This is a genomic window from Vibrio sp. DW001 (assembly GCF_029016285.1).
Taxonomy (GTDB): Bacteria; Pseudomonadota; Gammaproteobacteria; order Enterobacterales; family Vibrionaceae; genus Vibrio.
The window spans coordinates 273,852-291,936 of record NZ_CP091975.1 but is presented as its reverse complement, the minus strand read 5'-3'; the positions used below and the strand labels follow the sequence as shown (position 1 = coordinate 291,936).

At 42.8% G+C, this 18,085-nt stretch carries 16 protein-coding genes and 8 tRNA genes; 10 read left to right on the top strand and 14 right to left on the bottom strand.

Translation table 11 applies throughout. From position 1 onward, the window contains the following. Positions 1 to 22: 22 nt before the first annotated feature. Complete coding sequence (gene tsaE / locus L3V77_RS01385; protein ID WP_275135419.1) at positions 23 to 487, bottom strand: tRNA (adenosine(37)-N6)-threonylcarbamoyltransferase complex ATPase subunit type 1 TsaE; 465 nt, start codon at positions 485 to 487, stop codon at positions 23 to 25. 303 nt (positions 488 to 790) lie between these two features. Here tsaE and queG point away from each other — a divergent pair, with 303 nt between their 5' ends. After that, positions 791 to 1,933: a tRNA epoxyqueuosine(34) reductase QueG gene (gene queG, locus L3V77_RS01380; protein ID WP_275135418.1), complete on the top strand. Its 1,143-nt coding sequence runs from the start codon at positions 791 to 793 to the stop codon at positions 1,931 to 1,933. A gap of 527 nt (positions 1,934 to 2,460) precedes the next feature. Here queG and L3V77_RS01375 read toward each other — a convergent pair. From L3V77_RS01375 to orn, 9 genes are all read right to left on the bottom strand, one after another. Next, positions 2,461 to 2,537, bottom strand: a tRNA-Met gene (locus tag L3V77_RS01375). 61 nt (positions 2,538 to 2,598) lie between these two features. Continuing rightward, positions 2,599 to 2,675, bottom strand: a tRNA-Met gene (locus tag L3V77_RS01370). 61 nt (positions 2,676 to 2,736) lie between these two features. Continuing rightward, positions 2,737 to 2,813: transfer RNA gene (locus L3V77_RS01365), tRNA-Met, on the bottom strand. 86 nt (positions 2,814 to 2,899) lie between these two features. Next, positions 2,900 to 2,975 (bottom strand) — tRNA-Gly (locus L3V77_RS01360). A 35-nt stretch (positions 2,976 to 3,010) separates the two neighbouring features. Further along, positions 3,011 to 3,087 (bottom strand) — tRNA-Met (locus L3V77_RS01355). An 86-nt stretch (positions 3,088 to 3,173) separates the two neighbouring features. Further along, a tRNA-Gly gene (locus tag L3V77_RS01350) sits at positions 3,174 to 3,249 on the bottom strand. 35 nt (positions 3,250 to 3,284) lie between these two features. Beyond that, positions 3,285 to 3,361, bottom strand: a tRNA-Met gene (locus L3V77_RS01345). Between the two features lie 86 nt (positions 3,362 to 3,447). Further along, positions 3,448 to 3,523 (bottom strand) — tRNA-Gly (locus L3V77_RS01340). Between the two features lie 241 nt (positions 3,524 to 3,764). After that, complete coding sequence (gene orn, locus L3V77_RS01335; RefSeq protein ID WP_275135417.1) at positions 3,765 to 4,310, bottom strand: oligoribonuclease; 546 nt, start codon at positions 4,308 to 4,310, stop codon at positions 3,765 to 3,767. Between the two features lie 86 nt (positions 4,311 to 4,396). Here orn and rsgA point away from each other — a divergent pair, with 86 nt between their 5' ends. The 4 genes from rsgA (at position 4,397) to L3V77_RS01315 (ending at position 9,298) form a co-directional block, all read left to right on the top strand. Then, entirely contained in the window at positions 4,397 to 5,449 is a 1,053-nt protein-coding gene (gene rsgA / locus L3V77_RS01330) for a small ribosomal subunit biogenesis GTPase RsgA (protein WP_275135416.1), read from the top strand. Between the two features lie 134 nt (positions 5,450 to 5,583). Next, positions 5,584 to 6,450 carry an archaetidylserine decarboxylase gene (gene asd / locus L3V77_RS01325; protein ID WP_275135415.1) on the top strand — a complete coding sequence of 289 codons (867 nt, stop codon included), beginning with the start codon at positions 5,584 to 5,586 and terminating at the stop codon, positions 6,448 to 6,450. Positions 6,451 to 6,759: 309 nt separating this feature from the next. Beyond that, positions 6,760 to 8,178: an SLC13 family permease gene (locus tag L3V77_RS01320; RefSeq protein WP_275135414.1), complete on the top strand. Its 1,419-nt coding sequence runs from the start codon at positions 6,760 to 6,762 to the stop codon at positions 8,176 to 8,178. A gap of 232 nt (positions 8,179 to 8,410) precedes the next feature. After that, on the top strand, positions 8,411 to 9,298 hold the full coding sequence (locus L3V77_RS01315; RefSeq protein ID WP_275135413.1) for a DMT family transporter: 888 nt from the start codon (positions 8,411 to 8,413) through the stop codon (positions 9,296 to 9,298). Positions 9,299 to 9,344: 46 nt separating this feature from the next. Here L3V77_RS01315 and epmA read toward each other — a convergent pair whose 3' ends face one another. After that, on the bottom strand, positions 9,345 to 10,319 hold the full coding sequence (gene epmA, locus L3V77_RS01310; RefSeq protein ID WP_275135412.1) for an elongation factor P--(R)-beta-lysine ligase: 975 nt from the start codon (positions 10,317 to 10,319) through the stop codon (positions 9,345 to 9,347). Positions 10,320 to 10,608: 289 nt separating this feature from the next. On the opposite strand from epmA, the gene frdA reads away from it, so the two are divergent. Genes frdA through frdD form a run of 4 tightly spaced genes read left to right on the top strand, consistent with a single transcriptional unit; the run spans position 10,609 to position 13,919 of the window. Then, positions 10,609 to 12,420 carry a fumarate reductase (quinol) flavoprotein subunit gene (frdA, locus tag L3V77_RS01305; protein ID WP_275134531.1) on the top strand — a complete coding sequence of 604 codons (1,812 nt, stop codon included), beginning with the start codon at positions 10,609 to 10,611 and terminating at the stop codon, positions 12,418 to 12,420. Next, positions 12,420 to 13,160 (top strand): succinate dehydrogenase/fumarate reductase iron-sulfur subunit, encoded by a 741-nt coding sequence (locus L3V77_RS01300; protein WP_195704023.1) that lies wholly within the window; start codon positions 12,420 to 12,422, stop codon positions 13,158 to 13,160. The genes frdA and L3V77_RS01300 overlap by 1 nt, the downstream gene beginning before the upstream one ends. Positions 13,161 to 13,162: 2 nt before the next feature. Further along, entirely contained in the window at positions 13,163 to 13,546 is a 384-nt protein-coding gene (gene frdC, locus L3V77_RS01295) for a fumarate reductase subunit FrdC (RefSeq protein ID WP_195704022.1), read from the top strand. Positions 13,547 to 13,556: 10 nt separating this feature from the next. Next, on the top strand, positions 13,557 to 13,919 hold the full coding sequence (frdD, locus tag L3V77_RS01290; protein WP_342752054.1) for a fumarate reductase subunit FrdD: 363 nt from the start codon (positions 13,557 to 13,559) through the stop codon (positions 13,917 to 13,919). A 67-nt stretch (positions 13,920 to 13,986) separates the two neighbouring features. On the opposite strand, the gene efp is transcribed toward frdD, so the two are convergent. Then, complete coding sequence (gene efp, locus L3V77_RS01285) at positions 13,987 to 14,553, bottom strand: elongation factor P (protein ID WP_195704966.1); 567 nt, start codon at positions 14,551 to 14,553, stop codon at positions 13,987 to 13,989. Between the two features lie 35 nt (positions 14,554 to 14,588). Here efp and epmB point away from each other — a divergent pair, with 35 nt between their 5' ends. Continuing rightward, positions 14,589 to 15,629, top strand: a complete 1,041-nt coding sequence (epmB, locus tag L3V77_RS01280; protein ID WP_275135411.1) for an EF-P beta-lysylation protein EpmB — start codon at positions 14,589 to 14,591, stop codon at positions 15,627 to 15,629. Between the two features lie 104 nt (positions 15,630 to 15,733). Here the strand turns inward: epmB and L3V77_RS01275 are convergent, their stop codons facing one another. Together L3V77_RS01275 and astD are read right to left on the bottom strand one after the other, a co-directional pair. Beyond that, positions 15,734 to 16,525, bottom strand: coding sequence for a DUF1338 domain-containing protein (locus tag L3V77_RS01275; RefSeq protein WP_275135410.1), 792 nt, complete (start codon positions 16,523 to 16,525; stop codon positions 15,734 to 15,736). Positions 16,526 to 16,580: 55 nt separating this feature from the next. Continuing rightward, positions 16,581 to 18,053, bottom strand: coding sequence for a succinylglutamate-semialdehyde dehydrogenase (astD, locus tag L3V77_RS01270; RefSeq protein ID WP_275135409.1), 1,473 nt, complete (start codon positions 18,051 to 18,053; stop codon positions 16,581 to 16,583). Positions 18,054 to 18,085: the final 32 nt, after the last annotated feature.

Sequence of the window (18,085 nt, the reverse complement as noted above, 5' to 3'; positions counted from 1 at the left end):
AAGGCTCTGATTTGCTTACAGATCAAGACAACTCCAAACGATTAAGCAACATATTTCCATAGTCATTATTTGCTATCAGAAGCGCAATTCTTTGCTCTCCTAGATAGCGTAATTCAATGTCCAAATCTGCTTTGGGCAATAAACCTTCACCTTTTTCAGGCCACTCAACCAAACAGATAGCGTCTGGCGTGAAATAATCTCTAATTCCCATAAATTCCAATTCTTCTGGATCCGCTAAGCGGTATAGGTCAAAGTGATAAACTTGCCAATCCTTTAATTGATAAGGTTCAACCAACGTATAGGTAGGACTTTTTACATGACCTTGATGTCCAAGCGCTTTAACAAAACCACGACTGAATGTCGTTTTACCCGCACCCAAATCACCATGTAAATAAATAGTGGTCTGCTTTGAACATAATTGTGCGAGCTCACTTCCCATTTCGATGGTAGCTTGTTCGTCTATTAAATTAAATTGTTTTGTATTCATATTACACATTAAGCCACTAGTGATGATGGTAGTATTTTATCCTAATGAACGCCATTCCCAGCCTAGTTAGGAATAGTTTTTCAACTATTTATAAATCAAAAGTCACTATATATAAATCAAAAGTCACTGTATATAAATCAAAAGGTTCAGAATAGTAAATCGTGTTTGATTTGAGAGACAAGACCTGAAAGGAAAAATTGTAAGCTTCGTTATATTTACTCACCTTTACCTTAACCCACTTGAATAGCTCTATCACGCTAATTCAGGTAAAATTACTAATCCTTCATCTATCTAACTATTCTTATGAACTACCTAGCTTTAGCAGAAAAAATCAAACAGTGGGGCAAAGAGCTTGGTTTTCAACAAATTGGTATTTGTGATGTTGACCTATCTCAACATGAAGAGGCAATGCTTAATTGGTTAAAGGCAGGATATCATGGAGAGATGGAATGGATGTCACGCCACGGCACAATGCGTTCTCGCCCAGACGAACTTCTTCCGGGAACAGTCCGAGTAATCAGTGTTCGCATGAATTATCTTCCTCCAGAAGCCCAGTTTGCGAGTAACCTTAATAACCCTACTCAAGGGTACATTAGCCGGTATTCTTTAGGGCGCGACTATCACAAGTTGGTAAGAAACAAGTTAAACCAATTAGGTAAAATGATAGAAATTGAAGTTGGCACCATGGGGTACCGCCCCTTTGTCGACTCCGCACCAATATTAGAACGACCTTTAGCCGAAAAAGCCGGCATTGGTTGGACAGGAAAGCATTCCCTCATTATTAATCGCACTGCAGGTTCGTGGTTTTTCTTAGGTGAACTTCTTGTCGATATCCCTCTACCTGTCGATGATGTCGTCGAAAATGAATGTGGTAAGTGTAATGCGTGTATCACTTCCTGTCCGACTCAGGCCATTATTGAAGATGGCGTTGTAGATGCTAGAAAATGTATCTCATATCTTACTATCGAATATGACGGCATTATTCCTACGGAATATCGAAAGGCCATAGGTAATCGCATCTATGGTTGTGATGATTGTCAGCTTGTCTGTCCATGGAACCGTTTTTCAGATCTAACGCAACAACAAGATTTTCACCGTCGAACCTATTTTGCGTCACCAGATTTATTAACACTGTTCTCTTGGAACGAAAAAGAGTTCCTTAAAAATATGGAAGGTTCCGCTATACGCCGAATTGGGTACACTCAATGGTTGCGTAATATTTCTATTGCCTTAGGCAACGCCCCATACTCCCAAGACATTGTTTGGGCATTGGAAGATAAACTGGGACTCACTCCGATACTGGATGATCATGTGCACTGGGCGATAGAAGAACAGATGAAACACGTACCAAGTGCGAATACGAACAATAAACACATATCAACCCTATCCAATAAAACAAAACGTCTGATTAGAGTAGTACAAAAAGGATTGCCCAGAGATGCTTAGCCTAAGATGCTTGATTGATATCGTTCGCAAAGCTGAGAATGTGGAAAAAACCTTTTGTCACCCCTCAAAACATTTCGATTAAAAAAGTTAAACACAAATCAAAGAAATGACGAAGATCAATAAACAACAAGTTAATGATCCTTTCTTTTTTTACCTTAACCTCATCAAACCCACCAATAATCCTTATAAAACATACTGTTGCGTTAAAACTTGGAGATATGCAACTCAGTATGACAGATAGAGGATCTTGCGGAGTATTTGCTTTTTTTTAGTCGATCTGACTTTTATTCACTAGGTTATCCACAGAAAAAAATAAGTGGATAAGTCTGTTGATTATTTTTCTTAAATGATAGGAAACGTCCATTCCGCTTGAGTTTAAGCGGTGGAAAAGCTAGCAGTATAAAACTAGTGAGGTACATTTTCATGGGGAGTAATGCTTCACAGCATTAGGAAAAAGAGCGTTTGAAATAAACTACTTAATAACAGCTTGAAGGTGATGGGAATAACGCTTTCAAATTGTTTAAAATTGGTTGCGGGGGCTGGATTTGAACCAACGACCTTCGGGTTATGAGCCCGACGAGCTACCAAACTGCTCCACCCCGCGTCCGTATACTTCTTACTTATAAAACTAAGCATCACCGTTAAGTACCGTGAGAACTTGAAAATGGTTGCGGGGGCTGGATTTGAACCAACGACCTTCGGGTTATGAGCCCGACGAGCTACCAAACTGCTCCACCCCGCGTCCGTATACTTCTTGCTTATAAATCTAAGCATCACCGTTAAGTACCGTGAGAACCTAAAATTGGTTGCGGGGGCTGGATTTGAACCAACGACCTTCGGGTTATGAGCCCGACGAGCTACCAAACTGCTCCACCCCGCGTCCGTATACTTATTACTTATCAAACTAAGCATCACCGTTAAGTACCGTGAGAACTTTTTATCTGTTTTTAACAACAAATAACAATCTGGAGCGACACATCGGGTTCGAACCGATGACCTCAACCTTGGCAAGGTTGCGCTCTACCAACTGAGCTAGTGTCGCAATGATAACCTGAAAATATTCAAGCTATCTAAAATTGGTTGCGGGGGCTGGATTTGAACCAACGACCTTCGGGTTATGAGCCCGACGAGCTACCAAACTGCTCCACCCCGCGTCCGTATACTTCTTACTTATCAAACTAAGCATCACCGTTAAGTACCGTGAGAACTTTTTATTTGTTTTTAACAACAAATAGCAATCTGGAGCGACACATCGGGTTCGAACCGATGACCTCAACCTTGGCAAGGTTGCGCTCTACCAACTGAGCTAGTGTCGCAATGACAACCTGAAAATATTCAAGCCATCTAAAATTGGTTGCGGGGGCTGGATTTGAACCAACGACCTTCGGGTTATGAGCCCGACGAGCTACCAAACTGCTCCACCCCGCGTCCGTATACTTCTTACTTATCAAACTAAGCATCACCGTTAAGTACCGTGAGAACTTTTTATTTGTTTTTAACAACAAATAAAAATCTGGAGCGACACATCGGGTTCGAACCGATGACCTCAACCTTGGCAAGGTTGCGCTCTACCAACTGAGCTAGTGTCGCACTCTGTACGTCTTTCGTCGTTCAGGGCTGCGAATTATAAGAGCATTTTTTTGTGATGCAAGTCCTTATTACAAAAATAATTCATTTTCTTGCTGTTTGATGAAAAATGAACCAATAAAAACAGAAATGCATCAATAAACACGATAAGCAAATTATAAATTCATAAATTGCAACGTAAAAAACAGCTTAACGACACCATTTTTGCATTAAAAATTAGAGTCGTTAAATCGATATCAATTTGTTAGATAGAGAAAATCGTACTTCTGTAATATTTTAGTTCCGCAATAGATTCTTTAATATCATCTAACGCTAAATGACTTCCGGTTTTCTCAAAACCATCCAACACTTCCGGTTTCCAACGACGAGTCAGCTCTTTCAATGTACTCACATCGACATAACGATAGTGGAAATACTCTTCGAGTAAAGGCATATGTTTGTATAAAAAACGTCGATCTTGCCCAATACTATTCCCACAAATAGGCGACTTACCTTTCGGTACCCATTCTTCTAAGAAGGTGATGGTTTGCTTTATTGCCTCACTTTCATCAATGTCGCTCGATTTTACACGAGTAACCAATCCACTATTGGTGTGTGTATTTGTGCACCAATCATCCATTTTCTCTAATTCTTGATCCGATTGATGGATTGCAAGGACAGGGCCTTGAGCAAGAATGTTTAACTCGCTATCAGTAACAATTGTCGCTATTTCAATGATCTTGTGTTGCTCCGGGTCTAAACCCGTCATTTCAAGATCGACCCAAATTAAGTTTTGATCGCTGAATGACATAGATGAATTGCCTATTTTGCCTGTAAAAGAGGTATCATACTCGTCCAACAGATAGTGATAAAGCCTAGAATGAGCTAAAGGTAAACGTGACTAAGAAGAATAAGCTAACTAAAGGTCAGGTTCGACGTGTTCGTTCCAACCAGAGCAAAAGACTAAAGCAAGAAAAAACCATCCACTGGGATGAAGAGATGCTAGGTACTACTAAAGTAGGCTTGGTTATCACTCGCTTTGGCCAACATGCTGATATTGAAGACCTAGAAACAAAAGAAATTCATCGTTGTAATTTGCGTCGAGGAATTGAAAGCTTAGTTTCTGGTGACAAAGTTATTTGGCGCGCTGGACTTGAATCTATGGCTGGCATTTCAGGTGTCGTAGAAGCGGTCGAGCCAAGAGAGTCTGTTTTAACTCGGCCAGATTACTATGATGGCCTAAAACCAGTCGCCGCCAACGTTGACCAGATGGTTATTGTATCTTCTGTTTTACCTGAGTTGTCTCTCAATATTATTGACCGATATTTGATCGCTTCTGAGACATTAAAAATATCGCCTTTAATCGTACTGAACAAGATTGATCTTCTAAACGAAGAACAAATAAAAGAGTATGCAATTCAGCTACAAACCTACGAAAAAATTGGCTATAAAGTACTCTTTGTCAGTAAAGAAACTGGTTATGGTATCGACGCTTTTGAGGCTGAATTACGAAATAGAATTAACGTTTTCGTCGGTCAATCAGGGGTTGGCAAATCCAGCTTAGTCAACGCACTAATGCCAGAGGTTGATATAGAAGAGGGGGCAGTCTCTACTAACTCGGGATTAGGTCAACACACGACGACAGCTGCACGCTTGTACCATATATCAACAGGTGGTGACCTTATTGATTCACCAGGCATTAGAGAGTTTGGATTATGGCACCTCGAAGCAGATGAAGTTACCCAAGCCTTTGTAGAATTTAAGTCTCGCTTAGGTGAATGCAAATTTAGAGATTGCAAACATCTTGATGATCCCGGTTGCATGCTCAAAAAAGCGGTAGAAGCAGGCGAAATAAGTCGTGAACGATTTAACAGCTATCACCGAATAATTGACAGCATGGGTGAAAACAAAGCCAACCGCCAATACTCTCGAAACAAAAAAGCAGATTGATAAATATTGTCTATACTCTGCACGTTACATTTTAGATACAAATACCATGGCACGATGTGACATCGCAGAAATACTGACAATTTCTCATAAATTAAGTAACATCTGCGTCTAAACAATGAGTTTTTAAAATAGATATGACTTTATCAGATAAAATTAAAATTTGGTTTCAATTGTGGGCACCAAAGCACGCGATCACTCGTGTAGTAGGTAAATTGGCATCAGCCAAATTAGGTCGTGTTACGACCGCATTGATCACCATGTTTATTAAGCAATACAAAATAAATATGGATGAAGCGCTGCATTCCGATCCAGCATACTTTAAAACATTCAATGATTTCTTTGTACGTGAACTTAAAACAGACGCGCGTATTTTGAATGATGATACACAAGTTATAACGCATCCAGCAGATGCTTGTGTCAGTCAGTTCGGTCCTATCGAAAATGGCCAGATAATCCAAGCTAAATCTCATAATTTTTCAGCACTAGAACTCCTAGGTGGAGATACAACGCTGTATGATGAATTTGAAGATGGTAGCTTTGCGACTCTTTATCTATCTCCTAGCGATTATCACCGTGTTCATATGCCATGCGACGGCGTACTACGTAAAATGATCTATGTACCGGGTGACTTATATTCCGTAAACCCATTAACCGCTGAAAATATCCCAAACTTATTTGCTCGTAATGAACGGGTTGTCTGTATTTTTGACACCAAGTTCGGCCCGTTAGCACAAGTATTGGTAGGGGCCACGATTGTTGGTAGCATTGAGCTCATTTGGGCCGGAACGGTAACTCCACCACGAGGCAACACTGTATATTGCTGGGATTACCCAGCAAATGGCAATACCTCAGTCGTTCTGAAGAAAGGCGATGAGATGGGTCGATTTAAACTTGGCTCTACTGTAATTAACTTATTCAGTAAAGATGCTATCGACTTTGACGCTAGCATGGACAACGGTGTTTCAACGAAGTTGGGTACGGCATACGCCAACATCAAATAGATGCCAAATCACCTGAATGTCGGGTTACGAGCAATAATGTAACCTGACATCTACTTCATTATTAATACCTACTGTGCCCCCGTGACAAAACCTGAATAAAATTCGTCTTATAATTTGACTAAAAACACATCCCTTACAAAAAATCTATTTTCATTTTCAAAACACCAAGCTGATCTTAGTAACAAAAAACCGCTTACTTTATGCTAGGTTGCAGACACTTTTAACTTTCTGCCTTAGGCTACGTCGCGAAATAGAAATATGAGAATGCAAACTTAGCTGCTGGGTCACACTTATGGGGTTGTATGTAAGATGAAGAAAAAATTTGATATTGGGATTTTGATCAAGCTACTCATTTGCTTTGCCATACCTTCGCTTGTTCTCATGCTACCAATAGATTCGATTCCGATAGATAACCTTACCCTTATTCAACATCGGTTACTTGCCATATTCCTTCTAGCCGCCCTACTTTGGGTGCTGGAACCTGTACCTGTATTTGCAACCTCTATCTTAATCATTGCCCTAGAATTAATCATGATTTCAAATAAAGGTTTACATCTATTTCGAACCCCTCCTGAAGGTCATGAGCTAGGAGAGTTGATGAAATACACCGATATTTTCAGTGCTTTTTCATCGCCAATCATCATCCTTTTTATGGGAGGATTCGCACTAGCGATTGCGGCGTCCAAATACGAGCTTGATAACAACCTAGCGCGTGTCTTATTAAAACCATTTGGAACAGAACCACGCTTCATCATGCTTGGTTTAATGCTTATTACCGCTGTTTTTTCCATGTTTATGTCCAACACAGCAACAACCGTAATGATGCTCGCATTGCTTGGTCCTATCGTTGCATCAGCTCCTAAAGGGGACTTAGGCATTAAAGCTCTCGTTCTATGTGTACCGATTGCTGCCAATACAGGTGGTATCGCGACACCGATCGGCACCCCACCAAACGCCATAGCGCTTCAGTACCTCACTGGAGAGAACAGTATTGATTTCTTATCCTGGATGATGATGGGCTTACCGTTTGTCGTTATCCAGTTAACACTGGCTTGGTTCTTATTACAGAAGTTTTTTCCTTCATCGCAAAAAACGATGGTTCTCAAATTAGATGGTACGTTTAAAAAAAGTTGGCGAGCTATTGTCGTTTACATCACCTTTGCCGCGACAATATTACTTTGGATGACCACCAAGCTTCACGGCATGAATACGTACGTGGTATCTATTATTCCTTTGGCCGTATTTACGCTAACAGGCATCATGGGTAAACAAGAACTTAAACAGATTAACTGGGATGTACTGTGGTTAGTTGCAGGGGGTATCGCTATTGGTATTGGCCTAGATAAGACGGGGCTTGCCGTTGCACTTGCTCATGCTATTGACTATAGCGCGTTGTCGCCCTTTGCTGTTGTTATTACGCTTTCTCTTGTCTGTTGGCTCATGGCTAACTTTATGTCCAATACCGCAACAGCTAACCTGCTTATGCCTATCGCAGCGGCTATCGGTGCCTCTATGGAGAGTTTATCTGCAATAGGTGGAATACAAGGCCTGCTCGTCGTCGTCGCGTTCTCTGCATCACTCGGTATGATACTGCCGGTTTCTACCCCGCCTAACTCGCTTGCTTATTCCACAGGGCTTATTGAAAGTAAGGATATGGCAAAAATGGGGATTATTATGGGGGTAGTCGGGCTGCTAATTGTTTATGTAGCCGTACTCATTATGACTTAAAGTCTTTTAGTCTCATAGTGGTCGACAGACGAAGCCAGTAGCAAGCATCTACTGGCTTCGTCTATTTTATCTGCTGTATTGTAAAAAATGGTTAATGTCTATTTACGCTGATAATCCATTTTGCGCTTAAACACATTTTCCTTAAAACTAAAACTATTACTCACTCGGATCTAGTTGTGGCGTGATTTTTACGGCATAGTTGATCCATTCAATGTAATGCTTAGAAATCACTATGTCATATGAGTGGCTAGCCCTAGCTGCAGCTTTTTTGTGGGCAATCTCCAGCATAATCTCTGTCGTCCCGGCCCGCCACTTGGGTGCGTTTTCTTATAGTCGATGGCGTATGGGTTGTACGGCCATAATTTTGACCATTATGGCCTCATTTACTGGTGGCTGGTTCACAGTAACCTCGGTTCATGTTACCCCCATGGTTTTATCTGGATTGATTGGTATTTTTATCGGAGATACCGCACTGTTTGCCTGTATGAATAGAATGGGGCCAAGACAAGCCGGGCTATTGTTCGCCTGTCACGCCGTATTCTCTTCCATTCTCGGCTATTTTCTTTTCAGCGAAACGATGAGCAACATTGAGTTCGTAGGGGCAAGTTTGGTATTCGCCGGCGTTCTTACCGCTATATTTTTTGGTAAGAAAAAACAAGGTCAGCACGACTGGGAAGCGATTAGAGGCAATGTATGGATTGGTGTTTCTCTTGGCTTACTCGCAGCTATTTGTCAGGCTCTTGGGGGCATCATTGCCAAACCCGTTATGCAAACCGCCATTGATCCTGTTGCTGCATCCGCCATCCGAATGATCGCTGCATTCTTAGCCCATGCATTACTCAGGGCGACAGGTTCAAAAATAGCGAGGTCAAGTAAACCAATAACGATAAGGGTATTGGGAGTGACTTTTATCAGCGGCTTCTTAGCGATGGCGATTGGGATGACGCTCATTCTTTATGCGCTAAGAGACGGCAATGTAGGAATGGTCGCCTTACTCTCTTCAACGACCCCGATTATGATTCTACCCATCTTATGGTTCTATCTAAGACAGAGACCAAATCGATTCGCATGGTTAGGTGCCATTTTGGCCGTTGCAGGTACTGGGATATTAGTAAGTTAGTCATGAGATTATTGAACCGTGCGCTTTCACAATCTTATATCTATCATCAGGCTCTTGGAAAAGAAAACGCGGTTACTTCATCAATGTGTTCTTTTCCCTGAGCGAGCATCACTAGCCTATCAATACCCAATGCAACGCCGGCACAAGCTGGCAAACCTGCCTTCAATGCATCAATGAGATGATAATCAATAGGCTGCATGTCTAAACCTTGTTCTCTACGTTTTTGATTATCTTCTATGAACCTAGAGAGTTGCTCTTGTGGGTCGTCCAATTCATGAAAACCGTTAGCTAATTCAACACCTTTAAAGTAAACCTCAAATCGGTCAGCTACCCTAGGATCACTTGAATTAATTTTAGCCAAAGCAGCTTGAGTAGCAGGGAAATCATAAACAAATACGGGACTTTGCAATCCAATTTTAGATTCAACACCTAAACTGAACAGCAACTGCAACAAGGTGTCTCTGTTTTGTTCAGGGCCCGCAATATCACCTAAACCCAATGTAGCTGCTGCCTCTTTTAGTTCCTGCATAGAGGCTTCAAGCGGACACACCTCTAATGTACTCAAAAACGCTTGTTGATAAGTAATCCGAACCGATTTTCCAGTATTCAATATAAGCTGTAATAACTCGTCCATTTCATCCATCAAATCGTGATGGTCAAACCCTATTCGATACCATTCCAACATGGTGAATTCCGGATTATGATAGCGTCCATTTTCCTCATTTCGAAAAGACTTACAAATCTGATAAATAGAGCCACTACCCGCCGCTAATAACCGTTTCATATGAAATTCTGGACTCGTCATTAGATATAATGCTTGTCCACCAGCATAACCAGGACCAATAAAGTCTGTTTTAAAGGTATGTAAATGTATATCCGTCACGGTCGCATGGCTGATTGCTGGCGTATCCACTTCAAGTACGTCCCTAGTGACAAAGAAATGTCGAATATCAGCAATCAATTTCGCTCTTAATTTGAGCGAATCAATACTCGCGCTAGGTTGCCAGCTTTCTTTATTCATATTTCTAAGTCCGTGTAAGTGATTGGTATGTATTCAAAGCTAAATGACACACGTTGAAAGTTAAATTCATAAAACGCATCTCAGTGATGAGCATCACACATTCAATAAATGCCAAGTTTGTTGTCATATTTCTACGATAAAAAACCGCCAATATCAATTTATTCCTGACATCGCTCCCGTAAACTAGTTTCAGGTCAAAAAATAATTTAAAACTAAATACGCATCGCATACAGTGATGGGCTTAAGTTCATCTCTATTACTTTGCAAATACACACACTGGAGGATAACTGTGCAAATAATTACCACAGATATCGCAGTGATCGGCGCCGGTGGCGCTGGTCTTCGAACTGCAATCGCAGCGGCTGAAGCAAATCCTGAGCTAGAAGTAGCCCTGATTTCAAAAGTCTACCCAATGCGTTCACATACTGTCGCCGCTGAAGGTGGCTCTGCCGCCGTCATCAAAGATGAAGATTCACTCGATAACCACTTCAACGATACTGTTGGCGGTGGTGACTGGTTATGTGAACAGAATGTCGTTGAATATTTTGTTGAAAACGCAACAAGAGAAATGATCCAAATGGAGCAATGGGGGTGTCCATGGAGCCGGAAAGAAAACGGTGAAGTGAACGTCCGTCGCTTTGGAGGAATGAAAGTAGAACGCACATGGTTTGCCGCAGATAAAACAGGCTTCCATATGCTGCATACGCTTTTTCAAACCTCTATCAAGTACAATCAAATCAAACGATTTGATGAGTACTTCGTGGTTGACCTACTGGTTGAAAACGATGAGATTCAAGGTTTGGTTGCGATTCACATGTCCGAAGGCGAGCTTGTTACGATTAAAGCGAAGTCTGTCGTACTGGCCACGGGTGGCGCGGGACGGGTTTATAACACCAACACCAACGGTGGCATTGTTACCGGCGACGGTATGGCATTGGCGTATCGCCACGGTGTGCCTTTGCGTGATATGGAGTTTGTTCAATATCACCCAACTGGCCTTCCTGGTACGGGTATCTTGATGACCGAAGGTTGTCGTGGCGAAGGCGGCATCATCGTCAATAAAAATGGTTACCGTTATCTACAAGATTATGGAATGGGACCGGAAACCCCGGTTGGAGAGCCGAAAAACAAATATATGGAACTGGGTCCTCGAGACAAAGTTTCTCAAGCGTTTTGGCACGAGCAACAAAAAGGCAACACCATCGACCATCCCCTTGGCGATGTGGTGCACCTAGACCTGAGACACTTAGGTGAAGAATACCTTCAAGAGCGTCTGCCGTTTATTTGTGAGCTGTCGAAGGCGTATGTTAACGTCGATCCGGCAAAAGAGCCGATCCCAATTCGTCCAACGGTTCACTACACCATGGGTGGGATTGAAACCGATCCGAGTTGTGAAACGAAAATCAAAGGTCTCTTTGCCGTGGGTGAATGTGCCTCTTCAGGTCTACATGGTGCAAACCGCTTAGGCTCAAACTCGTTGGCGGAGTTCGTGGTATTTGGCCGCGTGGCAGGCGAAAGTGCGGTGAAACGTGCTGAAACGTTTACCGGCTGGAACGACGACGCGATTGAAAAACAAGTGAAAGCGGTAGAAGCACGTATCCAAGGATTGATGGACCAAGAAGGCGATGAAAGCTGGTCAACCATTCGAACAGAAATGGGCCACTCTATGGAAGCGGGCTGTGGTATTTACCGCCGCGAAGATCTCATTCAAGAGACCATGGATAAGCTGACCGAGCTGAAAGAGCGTTATAAGAAAATCAGCATTAAAGACCGAGGAAAGGTGTTCAACACCGACCTTCTTTATGCCATTGAGATCGGTTATGGCCTTGAAGTGGCAGAAGCAATGGCCCACTCGGCTATTCTTCGTCGTGAATCTCGCGGGGCGCACCAACGTTTAGATGAAGGCTGTACCGAACGTGACGATGTGAACTACTTGAAGCACTCACTTGCGCTCTTCAACGAAGGACGCGCACCAACGATTGAATACAGTGATGTTACTATCACGAAATCTCAACCTAAAGCTCGCCTGTATGGGGCAGCAGCAGAAGAAGCGGCGGCGAAAGAAGCCGTAGACGCACAAGCCGCAGAGGAGCAGAAGTAATGACGGGCACTAGAATTCAAAAAGTCGATATTCTGCGTTACGATCCAGAAAAAGACGCCGAGCCTTATAAGCAAACCTTCGAAGTTCCTTTCGATGACACGATGTCCGTGCTTGACGCACTGGGCTACATCAAAGATAACCTAGATAAAGACCTGTCCTATCGCTGGTCTTGTCGTATGGCTATCTGTGGCTCATGCGGCATGATGGTAAACAACTATCCTAAGTTGGCCTGTAAAACGTTTTTACGTGATTACCCTGACGGTCTTTTGATTGAGCCGTTAGCCAACTTCCCTATCGAGAAAGACTTAATCGTCGACATGACGCCGTTCATCGAACGTCTTGAAGCACTTAAGCCTTATATTATCGGTAATGACCGCACACCGGAAGATGGTCCAAACAACCAAACACCACAACAAATGGCAAAATATAAGCAGTTTGCTGCTTGTATCAACTGTGGCCTTTGTTACGCCGCTTGTCCTCAGTTTGGTCTGAACCCAGAGTTCCTTGGCCCTGCGGCCATCGCGCTTGCTCACCGCTACAACTTAGATAGCCGTGACAATGGTAAAGAAGAGCGCATGGAGCTACTTAACGGTGACAATGGCGTGTGGGGCTGTACATTTGTCGGCTTCTGCTCTGATGTCTGTCCGAAGAGTGTTGATCCTGCCGCGGCGGTAAACCAAGGTAAAGTTGAGTCTTCTAAAGACTTTGTGATTGCTATGCTTAAACCTCAGGAGAACTAAGGATGAGTAACCGTAAACCTTACGTTCGCGAAATGAAAGCAACATGGTGGCAGAAGAGCAATTTCTACCGCATGTACATGATCCGTGAAGCGACTGTATTACCCATTATATTTTTCACACTGTGCCTAACTTTCGGGCTAGGCAGCTTAGTTAAAGGCCCCGAATCATGGGACGCTTGGCTAACCTTTATGGCGAACCCTGTTGTCGTGGCGATCAATATCGTCTCGTTAGCCGGGAGCCTGTACCACGCACACACATTCTTTACGATGTTCCCACAAGTGATGCCGATTCGATTGAAAGGCAAACTCGTGGACACGAAGATTATTGTGCTTGGTCAGTGGGCAGCCGTTGCTGCTATCTCATTAATCGTACTCATCATCGTATAAGGAGCTCATTGTGGTTAATAAACATCCAAAACGTTCAGACGAGCCCGTATGGTGGGGTCTATTTGGTGCCGGTGGTACCTGGTTTGCCATGATCACCCCAATTACCGTATTGGTGATAGGTATCCTTGCCCCCCTCGGAATTATTGATGCGGAAGCGATGAGTTATGAGCGCGTTGCCGATTTTGCAACCAGCTTTATTGGCGCCCTCTTTATCATCGGAACACTCGCCCTTCCAATGTGGCATGCCATGCACCGTGTTCACCACGGTATGCACGACCTAAAACTGCACACTGGTGTGGTTGGTAAAGTTGTTTGCTACTTTATCGCTGGTTTGATTTCAGCATTGAGTGTGATTTTTATCTTTATGATTTAAATCTTATGACGATAAAAAAGGGATTGATGATAAAACATCAATCCCTTTCTTCTTTCTAAAATACCGTTTACTTAACGCGCCCTACATATTCACCAGAACGAGTATCAACTTTAATTATTTCACCAATTTGGATAAATAGAGGAACACGAACGACTGCACCTGTAATGAGTGTTGCAGGTTTCCCGCCGGTACCAGCAGTATCACCTTTAAGACCGGGGTCGGTTTCAGTGACTTCTAGTTCAACAAAGTTAGGTGGCGTTATCGTGATAGGATTACCATTCCATAAAGTAACCATACAAGTATTGTTCTCAACCAACCACTTAGCGCTATCACCAACTGCTTTTACATCTGCCGCAGTTTGTTCGAATGTTTCTGCGTCCATAAAGTGATAGAATTCACCATCTGAGTACAGGTAGTCTAGATCAATATCCATCACGTCTGCTTGTTCAAAACTTTCGCCAGACTTAAATGTTTTCTCTAGCACCTTACCAGAAAGAAGTTTACGAATTTTCACACGGTTAAATGCTTGCCCTTTACCCGGTTTTACGTATTCGTTTTCAAGGATTACACTAGGCTCGTTATCAAGCATTAGCTTAAGACCGCCTTTGAATTCATTAGTGCTAACTGTAGCCATTTTGTCCTCTTAAATTTTCTTCGAGTTAAACTTTAATGTCGCATATCATACCCCTAAAAACCGTCGCTGTTGAGCAAAACTGGCTGATTGAACTAACGAATGCGATCTCCGATCCTGAAATATTACTTAAAAAGCTTGGAATTCCTCAATCTCAGTGGCCTAAAGATAAAAATGGCCAGATAAACTTCACCGCAAGAAAACAGTTCTCACAAAGAGTTCCTCAAAGCTTTGTCGACAAAATGGAGAAAGGAAATATCCATGATCCACTTCTTCGCCAAGTTCTACCCGTTAGTGAAGAGTTAGAGATTCATGATGGTTACTCTTCTGATCCGTTGGAAGAGCAAGAAAATGAAAACCCAGGCATTTTACACAAGTACCGTAACCGAGCCTTACTGATACTGAAGGGAGGCTGTGCGATTAATTGTCGATACTGTTTTAGACGGCATTTTCCTTACAGCGACAATAAAGGAAACAAAGTTGTCTGGCAGCAAAGCCTTAACTATATAGCCGAGCACACAGAACTTAACGAAGTGATATTATCTGGTGGCGACCCATTAATGGCAAAAGACCATGAATTAGAGTGGCTCATTGATGCACTAAGGGAGTTCAAGCATATCAAGCGTTTGAGAATTCACTCTCGTTTGCCTGTTGTCATCCCTTCTCGAATCACCGAAAAGCTCTGCCAAATTTTCCGCAATACAAGATTACAGGTTGTCTTTGTTTCTCATATTAATCATGCCAACGAGATAGATGAACCACTCGCGAATGCTTTAGGTAAGCTCAGGTCTTCTGGTGCACATCTGCTCAATCAATCCGTCTTGCTAAAAGGGGTTAATGACAGTGTCGACGCTCAAGTTAACCTCAATGAAAGGTTATTTGATGTGGGTGTCCAACCATACTATTTACATGTATTGGACAAGGTCCAAGGGGCTGCTCACTTCTATGTTAGTGACCAAGAAGCAAAACAGATTATGGCAGAGATCATTACTCGTGTTTCTGGGTATATCGTACCGAAGCTAACCAGAGAGATTGGTGGCAGACCAAGTAAAACGCCATTAGATTTGGGGTTGGAATAACACCAATCGATGTACGTTTGCATTCAATAGTTTAGGTCCCCACTTTCGTGGGGATGACGGGGATTAGTGAGGATGGCGGAATTAAAGGAAGTCACCGACCCACCTTACGTATCCGTACTCTCAAATATCTTATCGGCAGAAGCCGCAACAAAACCTTGATACAACTCGCCGTTGTTCATCGGATACCTTAAAGCAAATTCATAGAACCCACCGGGAATAACCTGCTTTCCATCAGAAAATGGCACGGGGACTTTATCAGCCATTGTGGAAGACTGTTCTAGCAGCACTTCCGCTGAACCCTTTACTTCCCCACCCGACTCATTAATAGCAAAGCCCGCAACTCTTAAATGATCATTAACGGCCTTCACGCTAGAGAAAGCATTAAGCTGATTCACGCTCACTGTAAAATGATTCGCGCCATAACCATGCGCAGCTAACCAAGCAGCGTATTCGCTTTCTTTGGATAATAGTAAATAATCCTCATGGCTAATATTCCACAAACGGCCATGATGAAGAAAATCGCTACTGGTTAGCTTTTCAGGATCGACCTGAAGAACTAATTTTTCAACAATTGATTGCAGTTGTGGTGAGCATAATCCCACCTCCAATTGACTAATAAACACTTTAGGTTGAGTCTTATCAGGGTGCTCGTAATGCTTTGCCGTCAGGTTTTTGCTTTCAAAAACATAGTCACCGCACGCTTTATAACCAAGATCCAGAAATGGTTTTGCTAACACCTCTAATCCAAGTGGAGCCAATGAGAAAGTACGCAAAGCAATATGGTCATTGATAAGATCCTCTCCCTCCTCAAGCAGGTCATGAACTTTATCTGCAGAAGGGCAAAGTCGTTCAATATAATCGTTCCATAAGGACTGAAACAGTATGCTAGGTGACATAATACCTCCTTGGTTTAAATCAAAAATGAATCTTGGACGCTCTAAGTTTTTTCTATTAAAGTTTGACACCCGGGCTCAACGTTGTTGGCAGTAATGTTTCACTTCCTTCCATCGAAGCCATTGGATACGCACAATAGTCAGCGGCATAATAGGCACTTGGTCGTAGGTTACCAGAGGCTCCAGGTCCACCAAACGGTGCATCACCGCTTGCTCCAGTTAATTGACGATTACGGTTTACGATACCAGCTCGTATATGATCAACAAAATACTCCCACTCACCGTCGTCAGTAGACACTAACCCTGCTGACAGGCCAAAACGAGTATCATTGGCAAGCTCAACGGCTTTCTCTAGCCCTTCATAACGCACAACTTGTAGAAGCGGTCCGAAATATTCTTCATCTGGCAAAGATTCAATTTTGGTCACATCAATTAGACCCGGCGTTACAAAGGCTGCGCTAGTATGCTTTGCTTCAATGATTGATTCTGCACCCAGCTTTAAGAGGTTGGCTTGAGCATTTATTATAAATGCTGCGGCTTGGACAGAGATCTGCGGCCCCATAAAAGGTTGAGGCTCAGCAAATGGTTCATCAACCAAAATATTATTCGTCGCTTCAGTCAATTTTTTGATTAATACATCGCCCTTTTCGCCTACCGGTACATATAAGCGACGAGCACAAGTACAACGTTGACCTGCACTTATAAATGCGGATTGCACAATGGTATAGACCGTAGAATCGAGGTCGCCATAACGCTCGGAGATCACCATCGGATTATTCCCGCCCATCTCTAGAGCAAGCATTTTGTCAGGTTGACCAGCAAACTGTCGATGAAGGATATGGCCAGTATTTGCACTTCCGGTGAAGAGTAAACCATCGATGCCTTTCGATTCGGCAAGTGCTACACCGGTCTCCTTCGCCCCCTGCACAAGGTTAATAACCCCTGTTGGTAACCCAGCTCTCTCCCATAATTTAACGATGAGTTCAGCTGTCGCGGGCGTCTGTTCAGACGGTTTATAAACAATCGTATTCCCTGCCAAAAGAGCAGGTACCATATGTCCGTTAGGCAGATGAGCAGGGAAATTATACGGGCCAAATATAGCCATAACACCAAGTGGTTTGTGACGAAGTACAATTTGATTATCACCAACTTCACGCTGTGTGTTTCCAGTACGCTCATGATAGGCACGAATAGATATCGCGATTTTACCCGCAACCGCACCCGCTTCAGTGCGAGTTTCCCAGATAGGTTTCCCCGTCTCTTTGGCAATAATTTGAGCAATCTCTTCGCTGTTTGCCTTCACTTCTTCAGCAAAAGCAAGAATATAAGTCTCTCGCTCTGAAAAGCTTAATTTTTTCCAATCAACAAATGCAGTGCGCGCGGCTTTTACTGCTTGCTCCACCTGTACAGACGTCGCACTAACACCTTGCCAAATAACGTTACCATTATAAGGAGAGGTCGAATTCATTGCCTCGCCTTGACCAGCAACCCATTGACTTGCAATCCATTGAACTGAAGAACACTGTTCCATCTTTTTTCCTTAATCTTTACGGTTTCACTTTA